16 protein-coding genes are annotated in these 16119 nt (G+C 40.8%); 7 read left to right on the top strand and 9 right to left on the bottom strand.

Annotated features, from left to right (window positions below):
• Window positions 1-20: 20 nt before the first annotated feature.
• On the bottom strand, window positions 21-1529 hold the full coding sequence (locus tag MF4640_RS11230) for a TolC family protein (protein ID WP_101495483.1): 1509 nt from the start codon (window positions 1527-1529) through the stop codon (window positions 21-23).
• A gap of 341 nt (window positions 1530-1870) precedes the next feature.
• On the opposite strand from MF4640_RS11230, the gene serC reads away from it, so the two are divergent.
• Window positions 1871-2950 carry a 3-phosphoserine/phosphohydroxythreonine transaminase gene (serC, locus tag MF4640_RS11225; protein ID WP_078389613.1) on the top strand — a complete coding sequence of 360 codons (1080 nt, stop codon included), beginning with the start codon at window positions 1871-1873 and terminating at the stop codon, window positions 2948-2950.
• 122 nt (window positions 2951-3072) lie between these two features.
• On the opposite strand, the gene MF4640_RS11220 is transcribed toward serC, so the two are convergent.
• The 5 genes from MF4640_RS11220 to map all read right to left on the bottom strand — a co-directional run bounded on the left by MF4640_RS11220 (window position 3073) and on the right by map (window position 7899).
• On the bottom strand, window positions 3073-4029 hold the full coding sequence (locus tag MF4640_RS11220; RefSeq protein ID WP_078389612.1) for a TauD/TfdA dioxygenase family protein: 957 nt from the start codon (window positions 4027-4029) through the stop codon (window positions 3073-3075).
• A 167-nt stretch (window positions 4030-4196) separates the two neighbouring features.
• A complete protein-coding gene (locus MF4640_RS19900) occupies window positions 4197-4331 on the bottom strand; it encodes a hypothetical protein (protein WP_004982541.1) in 135 nt (44 codons plus the stop codon).
• Window positions 4324-5532: an MFS transporter gene (locus tag MF4640_RS11215; protein WP_078389611.1), complete on the bottom strand. Its 1209-nt coding sequence runs from the start codon at window positions 5530-5532 to the stop codon at window positions 4324-4326. Before MF4640_RS11215 ends, MF4640_RS19900 begins: the two co-directional genes overlap by 8 nt.
• 152 nt (window positions 5533-5684) lie before the next feature.
• Complete coding sequence (locus MF4640_RS11210) at window positions 5685-6743, bottom strand: OmpW/AlkL family protein (RefSeq protein ID WP_078389610.1); 1059 nt, start codon at window positions 6741-6743, stop codon at window positions 5685-5687.
• A gap of 328 nt (window positions 6744-7071) precedes the next feature.
• A complete protein-coding gene (gene map / locus MF4640_RS11205) occupies window positions 7072-7899 on the bottom strand; it encodes a type I methionyl aminopeptidase (RefSeq protein WP_004695821.1) in 828 nt (275 codons plus the stop codon).
• 207 nt (window positions 7900-8106) lie between these two features.
• On the opposite strand from map, the gene rpsB reads away from it, so the two are divergent.
• The 6 genes from rpsB (at window position 8107) to MF4640_RS11175 (ending at window position 12442) form a co-directional block, all read left to right on the top strand.
• Complete coding sequence (rpsB, locus tag MF4640_RS11200) at window positions 8107-8856, top strand: 30S ribosomal protein S2 (protein WP_004982536.1); 750 nt, start codon at window positions 8107-8109, stop codon at window positions 8854-8856.
• Between the two features lie 141 nt (window positions 8857-8997).
• Window positions 8998-9873 carry a translation elongation factor Ts gene (tsf, locus tag MF4640_RS11195; RefSeq protein WP_004695824.1) on the top strand — a complete coding sequence of 292 codons (876 nt, stop codon included), beginning with the start codon at window positions 8998-9000 and terminating at the stop codon, window positions 9871-9873.
• A gap of 82 nt (window positions 9874-9955) precedes the next feature.
• Window positions 9956-10450, top strand: coding sequence for a DUF3465 domain-containing protein (locus MF4640_RS11190; RefSeq protein ID WP_078389609.1), 495 nt, complete (start codon window positions 9956-9958; stop codon window positions 10448-10450).
• Between the two features lie 67 nt (window positions 10451-10517).
• The gene (locus MF4640_RS11185; RefSeq protein WP_078389608.1) at window positions 10518-11351 is read left to right on the top strand and encodes an AraC family transcriptional regulator; all 834 of its coding nucleotides are present in this window, start codon (window positions 10518-10520) and stop codon (window positions 11349-11351) included.
• A 137-nt stretch (window positions 11352-11488) separates the two neighbouring features.
• Window positions 11489-12121, top strand: coding sequence for an AzlC family ABC transporter permease (locus MF4640_RS11180; RefSeq protein ID WP_227518648.1), 633 nt, complete (start codon window positions 11489-11491; stop codon window positions 12119-12121).
• A gap of 3 nt (window positions 12122-12124) precedes the next feature.
• A complete protein-coding gene (locus MF4640_RS11175) occupies window positions 12125-12442 on the top strand; it encodes an AzlD domain-containing protein (RefSeq protein ID WP_078389606.1) in 318 nt (105 codons plus the stop codon).
• A gap of 645 nt (window positions 12443-13087) precedes the next feature.
• Here the strand turns inward: MF4640_RS11175 and MF4640_RS11165 are convergent.
• The 3 genes from MF4640_RS11165 to MF4640_RS11155 all read right to left on the bottom strand — a co-directional run bounded on the left by MF4640_RS11165 (window position 13088) and on the right by MF4640_RS11155 (window position 16098).
• Entirely contained in the window at window positions 13088-13696 is a 609-nt protein-coding gene (locus MF4640_RS11165) for a septal ring lytic transglycosylase RlpA family protein (protein ID WP_004695839.1), read from the bottom strand.
• Window positions 13697-13983: 287 nt separating this feature from the next.
• Complete coding sequence (gene mltB, locus MF4640_RS11160; RefSeq protein ID WP_078389604.1) at window positions 13984-14985, bottom strand: lytic murein transglycosylase B; 1002 nt, start codon at window positions 14983-14985, stop codon at window positions 13984-13986.
• A gap of 462 nt (window positions 14986-15447) precedes the next feature.
• Entirely contained in the window at window positions 15448-16098 is a 651-nt protein-coding gene (locus MF4640_RS11155) for a hypothetical protein (RefSeq protein ID WP_004695843.1), read from the bottom strand.
• Window positions 16099-16119: the final 21 nt, after the last annotated feature.

Below are 16119 nucleotides of genomic sequence, written 5' to 3'. Positions count from 1 at the left end.
AAATGGCTCTCATCAAAGAATTAACGAATAAATCGCGTATTGGGTTGCAGAAGATAGGTTTGGAACTGATGGATCGAACCATGACTTTGTAGAAGCGTCGCCAGTGACATGACATATTTATAGGCATTCAGTGCGGTTTCTGCTTTTAAAGCGCTGAGCATATTTTGTGCATCGATCACTTGGGTCGCTGTTCCCATATCTTCTTTAAAGGACAGTTCTTGTATACGTAAATTTTCTTGCGCTGCTTTTATATTTTGCTGTAATAACTGATCACTTTGCTGCGCTGTGGTGGCTTCGCTATACGATTTATAAATCACATTTTCAATTTCTTGTTTAGTCCGTGCTGTCATCAGTTCAGAAGCGTAGCGTTGTAACTCTGCTGCTTGGACATTTTTGTTTTTATCAATGCCTGAGAACAGATTGTACTGTGCGGCTAAGCCAACGATCCAGTTATTTTTATCGTCCAGACTGTATTCACCAAAGGCAAAAATATGTGGTTTCTTGGCGGCGTTTTGTGCCGTGACATTGGCTTGTGCCAGTTGAGTGTCCATTTGCAGTTTTTGTACTAAGGCCGATTGATCTGCATATGACCTGAGTAGAGTATTTAAATCTTGGTTTTGGGTACTGTTAATAAAGAGTGGTGTGGTTAGCTCAGTAATTTGGCTGCTTTGTAAAAGGTTATTCAGCTGAAATAAACTGGCTTTTAAATTGGCCTGACTGGCTTGTTCACTCCGCTGTGCATTGTTTTTTGCCACTTCAAATTGCATGCGCTGGCCTTTACTAATAAAGCCCTGTTGTTCAAGTTTAAGTGCATTGTCATAGTGTTTTTGCATTGCATGCCAATTATATTGGCTAGACGCGAGCAACTGTTTTTGCAGTTGAACATTGAAATAGGCTTGAATCAGTTCAAAGCGTTGTAGGTCTTGCTGTTGTTTTGTATTGAGTTCGCTACGTTTTGCTTTGATATTGGCGACTTGTTTCACACTTGAGGTTAACCCACCTGTATAAAGCGGCATCATTGCAGAAATGGTTGGGCGTATGACTTGATCTTCTAAGGTAATTTGAGAGTTGTCTGGAATAAGCCCGACACCATTATGGATGGTCTGATTAATACCTTCTTTTAAAGGGTCAGAAATATTAGGTGGCAGATTTTGTTGATTTATACGGTCATTAATGTTTTGAGAAAGTGTGTGTTCTAAATTATTTTTGAGTGCACCAAGTGGTACATCCAGCTCATTATGAAAAGCATAGGCACGAACATTCAGATCGACACGAGGTAGCCCCAAGCCTTTCACTGCTTCAGCTTCTAGCTTTGAGGCTTGTTGTAAGGCTTGGGTGGCCTGTGTGCTATACGAGTCTTGTAACACACTTTGCTCAGCTTGTTGATAGCTGATGGATGCAGCAAAAGTTGTCGAGCTGATTCCGAGACTGAGACCGAACATGCTTAATGACAAGATTGATGGCAGTGATGTACGCAATAAGAATTTGTTGGCTGGTGTATTAAGCATGTTGAATAGTCTTTGTGGCATGAGCACGACTCTTTTCTATGTTTTTGCACATTATACGCATAATCTAACTGTTCTGAATGCTGACTCAGTTACTGAATTGTTTAATTTGCAAATGTATATCAATAGATTAGCGACATTTTTAAGCAAAGGAAATGCTTTCGTTTGAGCTTTGGTGAATCGGAAAGCGCTGCTGTAATTGATTGAGGAGTGCTGAGTTAAAACTGGATCGTTGATCTTGATTGAGTTTTTGACTGTAAAGGTGAGATTACATTGAAATATTTTCAGTTGAATTTACTGCAAGCACTGGCTATCTGTGGTTAAATGCCATCATTTTATTGTGTTTCACTTTGAAAGGAAAAATCATGCGCGCGTACAACTTCTGTGCTGGTCCTGCTGCATTACCTACTGCCGTTTTAGAAAAAGCACAAGCTGAAATGCTTGATTGGCAAGGCAAAGGTCTTTCCATCATGGAAATGAGTCACCGTAGTAAAGACTATGTTGCTGTGGCTGAAAAAGCAGAAGCAGATTTACGTAAACTCATGAACATTCCAGAGAACTATAAAGTCTTGTTCCTTCAAGGTGGTGCTTCACTTCAGTTCTCCGCGATTCCTTTAAATTTGTTGGGTAAAAACAGAAAAGCGGACTATATCCATACTGGAATTTGGTCTGAGAAAGCACTGAAAGAAGCGCAGCGCTATGGCGATATCAACGTCATTGAAGCGGGTACGCAAATTGATGGAAAACTTGCCATTGCAGACTCAAGCACTTGGAACTTATCTCAAGATGCGGCTTATGTGCATTATGTAGACAATGAAACGATTGGTGGTCTTCAGTTTGCAGCTATTCCAGAAACCCATGCGCCATTGGTTGCGGATCTGTCTTCAAGTATTTTGTCTGCACCTGTTGATGTGACTAAATTTGGTATCATCTATGCAGGCGCGCAAAAGAACATTGGCCCAGCGGGTTTAACCTTGGTTATTGTTCGTGAAGATCTGCTAGATCAAGCCAAACCTGAAATTCCAAGCATTTTGAAATACGCTTCACAAGCGAAGAATGATTCGATGGTCAATACACCGTCGACCTATGCTTGGTACTTATCCGGTCTAGTATTTGAATGGTTGCTTGAACAAGGCGGTGTTGAGGCGATTCATAAAGTGAACCTTGAAAAGGCGAAACTGCTTTATGGTTATATCGATGCAAGCGATTTTTATGCAAATCCAATTGCTGTGCAAAACCGTTCAATTATGAATGTGCCGTTTACTTTGGCGAATCCAGATTTGGAAAAACTTTTCCTGAAAGAAGCTGAAGAAAACCATTTGTTGAACCTTGCGGGTCACCGCTCAGTTGGTGGGATGCGCGCAAGTATTTATAACGCGGTTCCTCTAGAAGGCGTGCAAGCCCTAGTGAATTTTATGGATGACTTTGCGAAACGCAATGCTTAAGTCATAGAAATAAAAAAAGCCCATCAAACGATGGGCTTTTTTTATTGGTTTTTTAACAGATTATCTAAAACAATCGTGACATTTTGGTGTCATGCCAATGAATTATTCATTTTATTTATCGCCTAGTACGGACGCCCACCTGCAAGACTAATACGTTTGAGTAAGCGACGTTGATCGACAGGAAAGGGGCGACGTGAATGTAGTGTCACCTGATTATCCCAAAAGACAATATCTCCAGTTTCCCAGTGATGTTCATAGCGAAACTCAGGTTTGAGGATATGCGTACGAAGTGCAGCAATCAGTTCACTGCCTTCGCTATCATCGACATTGAGTAATTCAACTTCCGAACGGGTATTGAGCCAAAGCGCTTTACGCCCAGATTCTGGATGTGTGCGGACTAAGGGATGAGGATAGGCATGACCTAAAATGGGTTGATCTTTAAAGCGATAATAAGGGCTGTCTCCATAACCCGTATTGCCTGTATTACTTTGCGCACGGACGAATGGGTTATAAGTAATCAGCTGTAGCTGGTCGATCTGCTTTTTCACGTCACCGGGAAGTGCATCATAGGCTTTGATGGTATTGAACCAAGAGGTTTGTCCGCCGTCTTGAGGAAGTTCAAGGGCATAGAGTAGAGAGCCAAAAGAGGGAAGAGGTGTCCACTGGTGATCGGCATGTGGGGTGAGTTCGCCATGACCAGTGTAGTCGCCTTGACCGACTGCATTGGAAACAGGAACCACATCGGGTGGAACACCAGTGTCAGACTGACTAGCCAGCACTGGATTATCTGCACTTGGGCGGAAGATAGAACCAAAATAGCTGGCAAAGGCTAAATATTGCAGATCATCCAAAGTTTGGTTTTTAAAAATTAAAAGTAGATGTTCAGCCAAAGCTTCTTTCAAGCGATAGATGGTCTCTCCTGCTTGGGCTTTACGGGCATCTAAACCAAAAACCACAGCACCTAAGGCTTCTTCCGCCAGTGGGATAATTTGTATTTCTTCTGGATTTTGAAATTGTTCAGGTTGATGCCAACGTTGGGCATCATGAATCGCTTGTGAAAGTTGAGTTAATGCGGTCATTTTGATTATTTTCTCTAGATATGCGGTCTAGAGAAAATGTAATCAAAATATGTGTAATCTTAAAATTAAAAGAAGTTCTAAACTTATGAAAAAATTTAAAAAATACTAAGCTGATGATTATATTGCTTTTCTTTTATAATGAAATATTGAGCTCAAAATATGCAGATTTAATGAGCGCAAAATGCCTGATTAAAATACTCAAACAGGTCAGGCGTATTCAGCCAAAGGCTAATAGCCAGAGCAAACAACGCAATAATGCTAATGCCGATACCGCATTTGAGCCATAAAAATGAATTAGTCATGGACAACCGCCTTTTCATCGACAAAGAAATGTACCAGTACGCCAAAAACACTCAGAATAATAGAAAACAGCCAAATCAAGTCATAATTACCTGTCACGTCATGGTTCACACCACCTAGCCATCCACCGAAAAATGAACCAACTTGATGGGTAAAGAACACGATCCCGCTCAGCATGCTGAGGTACTTAATACCAAACATATTGGCCACAATACCGTTGGTCAAAGGCACTGTAGATAACCATAATAAACCCATCACCACACCAAAGCTATAGATGGTGAATGTGCTGAGCGGGAGCATCAAAAAGGCAATAATTGCAATGCCTCTGAGCCCATATAAGCCCATCAGTAACTTTGGTTTAGAATATTTCCCACCTAGCCAACCAGCAGTGTAGGTGCCAACGATATTAAATAAACCGACCAGCGCTAAGAAAACAGTTCCTGTGGTTGCATTAAAACCATGGTCAATCAAATAGCCAGGTAAATGGATACCTATAAAGACGACTTGGAAGCCACAGACCAAAAAACCAAGTGATAGGAACCAAAATGGTTTATGGTTTTTCGCAATGACTAATATATCTTTAAAGCTGAGCTGAACTTGATTGGTTGACGTATTCGGTACAACAAAGGCGGGAGCTTTGAGCATCCAAGCCAGTGGAACAATCATCGCAATTAAAAGTGCACTAACGACCAGCGCCGCAGACCAGCCAAAGTTTTGTAACAGCAGTAAGGTTGACGGCAGCATAATGAACTGCCCAAAAGAACCTGCTGCACTGGCAATACCCATAGCAAGGCTACGTTTTTCAGGCGGTGCAGCACGACCCACCGCGGATAACAATACAGAAAAAGAGGTCGCAGATAATGCTAGGCCCAAAATAAGACCGACACTTAAGTTGAGTAACCAACCCGTAGAGCTGACTGCCATGAGCAGCAAACCAATGGTATACAACACACCACCGACGGCAACCACAATTTTAGAGCCATATTTATCTGCTAATGCGCCTGTAAAGGGCTGCGCAGCACCCCAAATCAGGTTTTGCATCGCAATCGCTAGACTAAAGACATTATGTCCCCAGCCAAACTCATCACTCATAGGCACAAGGTAGAGTCCAAAGCCATGTCGGACACCCAGTGATAATGCCAGAATTATTGCACTTCCAATGAGCATATAAATCAGCGGTTTGGAAAAACGAGTTTCTGACATATTTCAACCAAAAAATGAGCTTAGAGTTCGTTATATTAAGTTAATTATTTGCTGAAAGCGATGATAAAAAATTGACTATTTGATCAATAAAAACAATGAATATTCATGAAAAAAGACGACTTGGTGTCGTCTTTTTGGTAGTTGTTTGAAGCTTAGAATCGGTAGCCGACACCTGCATACGCCAGAATTGGGTTAATTTCAATATCGGCTGTAGATTTGATTAGTTCACCGTGCGTAGCATCTTTGACGGTGATCGTGGTTTCATTTTTAAGATGAGCATAGGACACGGAACCGACAGCAAACCATTTATCATTAAAGTCATAGGTGAAACCCACGGTTGCAATAGGCGCGAAGGCATCAGTTGCTTCTAGCTTAACTTTGGGATTGGCTGAACTTTTTTTCCCTTCAAGTGATGCGCCAGCATTTCCTTCTTTAATATTGGCAATCATATGACCTGCTGCAATCAAGTCTTTTTCAGTTTGTGGGTTAATTTCCAACTCATTAAAGTAGGCATACATCATTCCAACACCGACATAGGGGCGGAATTTATTCACACCTGTTTTACCAAAGTGATATTGGAACTCGAAAGCAGGTGTCCACGCACGTGCAGATGCCGCAGGGCCGTGTGCTTCCAAATCGGTAATGAAAATATCATTTTCAAGTTCTAAATTTCCTAAAGCTCCGCCCATAGGTGTTGCAGTTGCTGAAAAAGGCGCATAAATTTTTCCTTTACCTTGTAAATCGACTTTTGGTGGAATCCCTGCTTTCATTTCAAAAGAAATATTGTCGGTAAAAAAGTAATTAGTCATGATGCCCAATGTGGTGACATCATCGGCTTCTAAACCCGTACCTGGATTATCCCATTGACTGAGTCCACGGATTTCAGCAGTTCCACTTAGAGCACTTGGAATGGTATCTAAAGTATTGAGTGCTGCTTGTAGCAAAAGTGAAGGGGTAAATCCCTCTTTTAAATTGTCTTTGACGGTTTGAGATTTAACATCCCCGACCTTTGCTCTTTCATTTTCTTTAACCGATGTGTTAACTCGGAAGGGTTGAGCTTTACCTTGTGGCATGACGTGTAAAGCACCGACCGATACAGAAAAGCGTTTAAATCCATCACCATCTTGTAGACTAAAATAAGGTGAATCTGCATGTGTGAGCATAGGCAAGGCAGCAATAGACGTTGCTACACAAAGCAATGTTTTTTTCATTCTGGGACTCCATGTCCAAATTAGCTATTCGTTTTTATAGAGCGTATTATTAAGGTTGCTGCTACGATAAAGCTGTTGTTTTTGAAGGACATGTGTTTTTGACATTTGTGAATGTCAAAACCCGTTTTGTGTGATCGTGTTACTAGCTTGCAATCTTTGTTACAGGTGAATGAATGTAATAGAGCGCTACTGTTGAATATTTTTTGATTCTAGCTGTTTGTAAAATAAAGAATAAATTTCACATCTAATATTTGCTTAGTCATAAAAAAGACCACCTGAAGGTGGTCTTTTTGACAGATGGCATCATATTTCATGCCAATGACATCATTTAAGACTGAAAACGTGATAAATCTTCTTCAGGACGTGCAGTTAACACCTCAACCCCGTTTTTAGTGACCAACAACGTATGTTCATACTGTGCAGACAAGCTATGGTCTTTGGTCACTACCGTCCATTTATCGCCCAGTAATTTAGTTTTCCAGTCACCACCATTGACCATTGGCTCAATGGTAAAGGTCATGCCTTCTTCTAAAATCATGCCTGAGTTTGGTTGACCATAGTGTAAGACTTGAGGTTCGTCATGGAACACAGTTCCAATACCGTGACCACAGTATTCACGTACGACACCAAAACGTTCCGATTCGACATATTGTTGAATGGCATGACCAATGTCGCCAATGGTTGAACCCGGCTTCACTGTTGCTATTCCACGGTACATCGCTTCTTGTGCCACTTTACATAAACGATTCGCGAGAATAGAAGTTTCGCCACCCACGATGTACATCATGTTGGTATCGCCGTGGAAACCATCTTTAATGACCGTCACATCAATATTTAAAATATCGCCTTTTTTCAACACTTTTGCATCTGAAGGAATGCCGTGACAGACCACATGGTTTACAGAAGTACAAATCACATGTTGGAAAGCAGGGCGACCCGGTGCAGCACCGTAACCTAAACATGCTGGAATCGCGTCTTGTTTATTGACAATATAATCGTGACAAATCGTATCTAACTCAAGTGTAGTCACACCTGGTTTAATATGTGGCTTGATCATATCCAAGACTTCAGCCGCCAGTCGTCCAGCCACACGCATCTTTTCGATGTCTTCAGCGCTTTTGATGAGTCGACGGGGTGCTTCGTAAGTACTGTTCATGATCTCTAAAAACTTTTGGAAATTTGTGTGTGACTATGGTATAAATAGCCGCCCATTTTATCAAATGCTTTTTCGTGAATAAATTTCACGGGCTTTGTGCGATGGGGCAATAAAATCCGCACATATATCGACACATTTCTCTGGGTGCCCGTTAGGGTGGAGGATGCGGATATATGGAGGCCTAACCCAAACTTTAAGGTAAAGAAAATGGCAGATTACAACGTAAGCATGCGCGACCTTCTTCAAGCAGGCGCACACTTCGGTCACCAAACACGTTTCTGGAACCCAAAGATGCGTCAATACATCTTTGGTGCGCGTAACAAAATTCACATCATCAACCTTGAGCACACTGTTCCTGCGTTAAATGATGCTTTGAACTTTGTTAACAACCTTGCTAGCAAAAAAAATAAAGTATTGTTTGTTGGTACGAAACGTGCTGCTTCTAACATCATCCGTGAACAAGCACAACGTGCTGGTCAACCATATGTTGATCACCGTTGGTTAGGTGGTATGTTGACGAACTGGAAAACACTTCGCCAATCTATCAACCGTCTTAAAGACCTTCAAACTCAATCTCAAGATGGTACTTTCGCTAAGCTTACTAAACGTGAAGCTTTAGAGCGTACTCGTGAGATGGAAAAACTTGAACGCGCTTTAGGCGGCGTTAAGAACATGGGTGGTTTACCTGACGCATTATTCGTAATCGACGTTGATCACGAAGCAATTGCAATTAAAGAAGCTAAAAACCTTGGTATTCCTGTAATCGGTATCGTTGATACAAACTCTAACCCAGACAACGTAGACTACGTTATTCCGGGTAATGACGATGCGATCCGTGCAGTTACTTTGTATGCTTCTGCTATGGCTGATGCGATTCTTGCTGGTAAAGAATATGCTCAATCACAAGCAAATGCACAAGCTAAAGTTGAAGAAGCTAAAGAAGCTCCTGAGGCTTAATGCGTTTGACGTAAGCTTGTCATTTTTGCGACATGTGATGGTGGCAAAGTAAGCGTCATGTATGCAGACGGCCCAAGAGACAGCTCTGGGCCGTTTCTGTTCTAAAAAGAATTCATTTTCTACCGTATTTAGGAGATTGACATGACTGCAGTTACAGCAAGCATGGTTAAAGAATTGCGTGATCGTACTGGTCTTGCAATGATGGAATGTAAAAAAGCATTAACAGAAGCGAATGGTGACATCGAATTAGCGATTGATAACCTTCGTAAATCTGGTCAAGCTAAAGCGGCTAAAAAAGCGGGTAACATTGCAGCTGATGGCGCAATCACTATCGCTCAAGACGGTAACAAAGCGCTTCTTTTAGAAGTAAACTGCCAAACTGACTTCGTTGCTAAAGACGAAAACTTTGCTGGTTTCTCTGCTCAAGTTGCTGCTGCTGCGTTAGCTGCTGGCGAAACTGATGCTGCTAAAATTGCTGAATTGAAACTTGAAGATGGTGCAACTGTAGAAGAAGCGCGTATTGCTCTTGTTCAAAAAATCGGTGAAAACATCCAAGTTCGTCGTGCTCAAATCATTGAAGGCGAAAACCTTGCAGTTTACAAACACGGTTTAAAAATCGGTGTTGTTGTATCTTACACAGGTGATGCTGCGACTGGTAAAGGTATTGCAATGCACGTTGCTGCATTCAACCCAGTTGCTATCTCTGCTGAAGGTGTATCTGCTGAACTTATCGCTAAAGAGAAAGAAATTGCTGAAGCTAAAGCAATTGAATCTGGTAAGCCTGCAAACATCGTTGAGAAAATGGTCACTGGTTCAGTTGAGAAATACTTGAACGAAGTTGCTCTTGATCGTCAAATGTACGTAATCGACAACGACAAGAAAGTTGCTGACGTTCTTAAAGCAACTGGTACTACAGTTGTTCAATTTGCTCGCTTTGAAGTGGGTGAAGGTATTGAGAAAAAAGCTGAACTTTCTTTCGCTGAAGAAGTTGCTGCTGCTCAAGCTGCTGCAAAATAATTGAAAAATTATTTTGAGTAAAAAAAGCCCCTTTGGGGCTTTTTTTATACAATTAATAAAAATAAAACGGAGAAGTAGATAAGTGGCCAACAAAACCAACCTGAGTATTGGTGCGGTGATCGTACTTTTGATTGCTGCGTATTTCGGAATCGATCTTCAAGAAAATCAATTACAAACATCGACACCATCAGTCGCGGTAGAGCCCTCTACACAGACCAGCCAACCGCAAAATCAAGTGCTTGATGGCACAGCAAAAATTGCCCAAGCGTTTCAAAGCCGGAAAAGTAATATTCAAGTTCAATCACAAGGGCGTGTTGTGGCTGTGCTTAAAGATGATAATGATGGTTCTCGTCATCAAAAATTTATTGTAGAACTCCCTAATGCAATGACGGTTTTGGTTGCACATAATATTGATTTGGCACCACGCATTGAACGCTTACAAAAAGGCGATACCGTTGGTTTCAATGGTGAATACGAATATAGTGAAAAAGGCGGGGTGATCCACTGGACACATCACGATCCACAACAGCGCCATGAAGGTGGTTGGTTAAAACACCAAGGAAAAACCTATCAGTAGTAGAGCAATTTTGTTCTATACGTTTTGCTGAATCGCAGTATGCTGAGTGTTCAGGAGAGGCCAACTCATGCACGAAATCAGACCCAGTGAATTTGTAAATTACCATCATGTTCAGGAACTTGATGGTCTTGAAATGTTAAAAGCCTCCTATCAGCATACGCAGTTTTCAAAACATACCCATGAAGGCTATTGTATTGGTTTAATTGATGAAGATGCACAATCCTTTTTGCGCACAGGAAATCAGCATATTGCGCCGCAAGGCGATATTATTTTGTTCAATGCTGATGAGGTACATACGGGTTCTTCTGCTGTTGAAACTGGTTGGTGTTATCGGGCAATTTATCCGACCCCTGAAATGATCCAAGAGGTGAGTCAAGATTTTTTTCATGAAGCCGGCACTATGCCGTGGTTTCCGCAAGCTGTGGTTCATGATGAAGGACTAGCCGAACAATTGAATTTGCTGTTCGATTTGTTGTTACAGCCGAAAAATACACTGTTTAAGCAGAGTTTATATATTTCAACTTTGGCTTATTTATTAAGTCGTTATAATCAATCTAAAAAAATATTAAAAGACTTGCCTGAAGCGCAGCGTAAAGTGGTCTTGGTACAAGAACTACTTGCTGCGGAACCTGAAAGAGAGCATCAACTAGCCGAGCTCGCCGCTGTCGTCGGGATGAGCCCATGGCATTTATTACGTCAATTTAAAAAGTTTACTGGACTTCCACCTCATGCATGGTTGGTACAGTTTCGATTACGTAAATCATTATATTTACTTAAACAAGGCTGCGAGATTGCGACAGTCGCACAACTCTGTGGTTTCTCCGATCAAAGCCATTACACTCGTCATTTTAAAAAGTCTTTGGGCTGTACGCCTGCGCAATATCTGGCACATAAAATTTAAAATAACAGCAATTTCATACAAGAAAGCCATCTAAGGTATGCCGCATATTGACTCTAGCGAATTGAAAAATGGAGTCTGCTGTGCAGTCGTAATTGATCCAACAAAAAAGTTTAAGCTTTTTCCGTGGCGTACAGGATATGTTGCCGCTTTCAGTCGCCGTTATTCCATGGGGAATATTGGCAGGCTCAGCAGCGATTAATGCGGGCCTGAGTGTCATGCAAGCTGTAGGCATGTCAGCGTTAGTGTTTGCAGGTGCGGCACAATTGGTCAGTTTGAGTATGCTCATGACGGGTGCATCTTTACTGAGTATTCTGATCACCGTATTTTTTTTAACCAGTCAGCACTTTATTTATGCACTGAGTTTAAGAGAGGAGGTGAAGCCATGGTCACTCAAAAGAAGACTGAGCATCGGCTTTTTGCTAACCGATGAACTCTACGCCACCGCGATGCTGAAGGAAAAGCCGTCTTATGCCTATATGTTGGGTGCAGGATTCAGCTTTTATGTCAGTTGGGTGTTGTTTAGTCTAATGGGTATTTTGCTAGCAAATAAAGTACCTGATCTTTCAACTCTCCACTTAGAATTTTCAATTGTGGTGGTGCTCTTGGTTATGGCTGTGATGCTGATTCAAAATAAGGCCGCAATTTATGGTGTGGTGAGTTCATCGATCATGGTGCTGATTTTGAGTTGGTTCGAGCTTGGATCAGCTATTTTGCTGGCTGGATTTAGTGGCATGTGGGTTGCTGCGCTCTTTGATCGAGTGGAGGACTAAAACATGACCTGGTTATTTGTTTTGAGCTTGACCTGTGTCACCTTTTTTAATCAGTATTTATTTTTAGAGCCTAAAACTCAAATTCGGCTGCCTAAATTTGCGACACGCATGCTGAAATATGCGGCGCCTTGTCTGATGGTTTCGATTTGTTTGCCACTGGTTTTTTTCGAAGGCGGGCACTGGAAAGGGATATTTGAAAATAGCTATTTTTATGGGGCAATTTTTACGCTGTTAATCACTCTTTTGACGAAAAAATTATTGCTCAGTATTTTGCTGAGTTTAGGATTTTTTTACGGTCTGAATCTATTATTCGATTTCTAGCATTTCATCAGCAAATAGGCCCATAAAATACCGAAAAAAGCATGAAAAAGTGTGCGAGCCCGATCTTTTTCATTGCTTTTAAATTTATGTTGCCCTAAATGCTCACCATTTGCGATTTTTTCTATGTCTATCAAATTGGCGTAGCTTTTGATTGGGGAACTAAAAAAGTTGAAAATAGAGCAAATGAGGCGGGATTTGAGAACTTAGAAGAAATAATAAGGTTTTCTTTTGAGTTTTGGTCCATAGAATTGACTCAATTATATAGAACAAGCAGGGTAATAGTGAATCTAATATCGCAAAAATGGCGCTTAATTTACCAGGTAATTCATAAAATCATTTTAATTTGACGAATGCATAAAACTACAGTTCAGGGTAGGCAGAAAAATTGGCTTTGATCAGATAAGAATGAGCTGAGAAAATATTTAATTCTGCTAGTCTTCCACCGCTGTAAAGATGTGAGCACACTCACTTCAAAAAATCGGATCGATTAGATTTCGCATCTTATTCAAACTAAGCATCTGGGAGGGATTAAATGATGGAGATCGAGCTGTTTACGGTTGTGTAAAACATTAGGCAAAGATAGGACAATAAAAAAAGCCACATTACTGTGGCTTTGCTGTCAAATGCATGCTGTAGGAAAGAATCTTAAGAGTTTGGTCCATCAATACGTTCAATGCTGACTTTCGCAGTACCTGCATTGGTAATACCCAGTTGCTTAGCAGCGCCATAAGAAAGATCGAGTACACGGTTACCGTGGAATGGGCCGCGGTCATTTACTTTAACCACAACACTTTTACCATTGGTTTTATTCGTTACACGAATAAAGCAGTTTAGCGGCAAGCTACGGTGAGCTGCAGTTAATGCATTCATATCGAATGTTTCACCACTTGCTGTTTTACGACCGTGGAACTGACGACCATACCAAGACGCCATACCCGTTTGACTAAACTTACGGACTGTATTTGATGCAACAGTATTTAACTTTTCAATCACTGAAGGCTCTTCTTCAGGGATCTCAATTTTTGCAGCGATTGTTTCGCGACGAATTTTATCGCCTGAACGTTCAGTGATTGAAAGGCTATTTAAATTTGAGAAGTGTGAGTTGAAGCCTTGAGCATCTTTATTCAAGACACGCGCAGCTAGGCGAGAGTTATCGTTATCATTGGTAAATGATGACTGAACCATCTCTGCTTGCGATTGGCTCAGCGCGATGGTCGAGGCAATGGCCAGTATATATTTAAGTGAAGACTGCATTTATAAACTCCAAAAGACAATACTTTTTTCTTTAAACTAAGTGGTTGAAAGATAAAAAAACTTGCCTGTTAATTCACTTTTGCAACAACATTTGACGAAATGGATAATATTCATGCAGTCATAAGCATGTCTAGTGTTTAATTAAAATAATGATAAAAACTACATAAACCGAACATTTTTTGATTAAAAAATAATCAATATTGTAACAAGGTGTGAAAAATGCCGAAATTTACACCATTTTTAAATATTTTTTTATTGACATCTCAAGCTTGAGTAAAAAGCTAGCCCTATCGGCTAGCAATTTCTGCCCCTAATTGCCACACTGCAGTCGCATACATACGGCTCTTGTTATAGGTCGTAATCACCTGAAAGTTAGGGTAAGTGATGTAATAACTTTGCCCATAATTTTCCTGTAGTTGGATCACATTCACCATATCTAAATCATCGATTTTGACAATCGGATTGGTCGGTTGAATGCCCTGATTTTTTAAAACACCATAAGGCGTCGGTAAAGTTAAATCTTTGGCAATGACCGCTTCAGGATTCGAGCCACTATAACGTGCTGCGAATCCAATTGGCTGATTACGTTGCCAGCCATGATTTGCTAAATAGTTGGCAATCGAGCCGATGGCATCGACAGCTGAATTGCGTAAATCGACATGACCATTGCCATCATAATCCACGCCAAACTTTGGAATGTTGCTTGGCATAAATTGTGGGTAACCAACTGCACCTGCATATGAACCTACAACTGAGTTGGTTGGCACACCATCTTTATAGCTCCAAGCGATTAAAGCACTGAGTTCATCTTGGAAATATTGCTTACGACGTTCGTAACCAAAACCTAAAGTGGCTAAAGCATCACGGGTGACAAAATTACCTTTGTTCGTCCCAAAACCTGTTTCTACCCCTAAAATGCCGAGAATGACTGACTGCGGTACGCCAAACTGTTGTTCGGCACGGTTTAAAGTATCTGCATATTGTGCTTTGAAACGGACACCTCGTTGAATGGTGCTTTCCGCCATAAAGTTGGTTTTATATTCGTACCACGGTTTACTTTCACCAGGGCGGTTCATAATGTTGATGATGTTAGGTACATTTTTAGAACCACTCATCGCCCAATCAACTTGTTCAGCAGACAGACCATAATTTTGCATGGTTTTTTGTTTAAAGCTGACATAGTCAGGATGAGAAGCGAAATCGTTGGCTTGGCAAAAACTGGTGATCGACAAAGCGCCAATCAATAAAGGTAAACGTTTAACTTTGTTATAAAAGTTTAAATTTAACATAGAAGTCTAATTTCCAGAGTCGTTATTGGCAGTGGAGCAAAGCGAATAGGGGAAGGCCCATAGTTCGCGTTTCTGTTATGTCGAAATTCTTGTGAACGGAGTCTAGCGTGAATAGGCTTTAAGATAACATTGTCTGTACTGAAGCGGGCAAATAGGTATACAAAAAAAGACAAACTCAGCCTATATAAAGGACAGATCATTCAAAATGGCGCAGATTTTCAGGCAGATTATTTGTGTGACTATATAAGTCAAGTTTTACTGACTGATATAAAAGTCTTCCATATTTAGAAGAAATTAGAGTTGTACGGTTTAAAGTCTCATGACAATTAGATCTGGTCTCAGCTTATATATGGACTTTATATAGCTTTATATAAAGAGCAAGAAATCACAGCTTAGAAACAAAAATGACCCTACATAGGTAGAGTCATTTTGATCTGAAAAGCCTCGAAAGACTTTTAGTACTTAAGCATGAAATAAGGTGTCGTGATATTCAGCTAAAGCTAAAAGTTCATCTTTGGTTAAATTGGGGATGATTTTATTGGCAGCAATATGCACTGCTTTAATGACAGCTGCAGAACCGATATCGGCTGCTTTACGCTTAATCATGCCCAAATCGAGGGTTTTATTAAAGTCATTCATGAAGTGGCGTACAGTCGCTTCAGCAAACTGTTTATACAGTTCGGTTAACGCGGCTTTATCTACTTCATTGCCTGCTTTAATTTCAGCATAGTTATATTTGAGGCTGGTCACTAAGCTTGCATCTAACGCTTCACCCACACGGAACTGACCTTCAGCATCTTTAAACAAGCTTTTTTCAGAAAACTGAATCGATGCTTGAACCACATCATTCGATGATTTGCCTAAAAGCTGCTTCAACAAAACCGCAACTGTTGACTTAATATAGCCAGCCAGTTTTTCGGCTGTGTCACGTTTATCACTCGGTGGAAAACGGCGAACTAACTCAGTCAAAATGGCATCAATAATTTCATCATTGATGAGGAGTGCTGTTTTATCACGAAGTGGATATAAAGGTTCACTTGAGTCTTTCTTCTGCTGAGCAGTTTGAATAGTCTGTAAAAGTTCAGTCGATGGAATAAAACCAAAAAATGGCATCGTGTATTAACCTCAATGTTC

The sequence above is a fragment of the Acinetobacter sp. MF4640 genome (assembly GCF_002018895.1).
Lineage (GTDB): Bacteria > Pseudomonadota > Gammaproteobacteria > Pseudomonadales > Moraxellaceae > Acinetobacter > Acinetobacter johnsonii.
The sequence above is the reverse complement of the archived record's forward strand: the minus strand, read 5'-3'. Positions and strand labels throughout refer to the sequence as shown.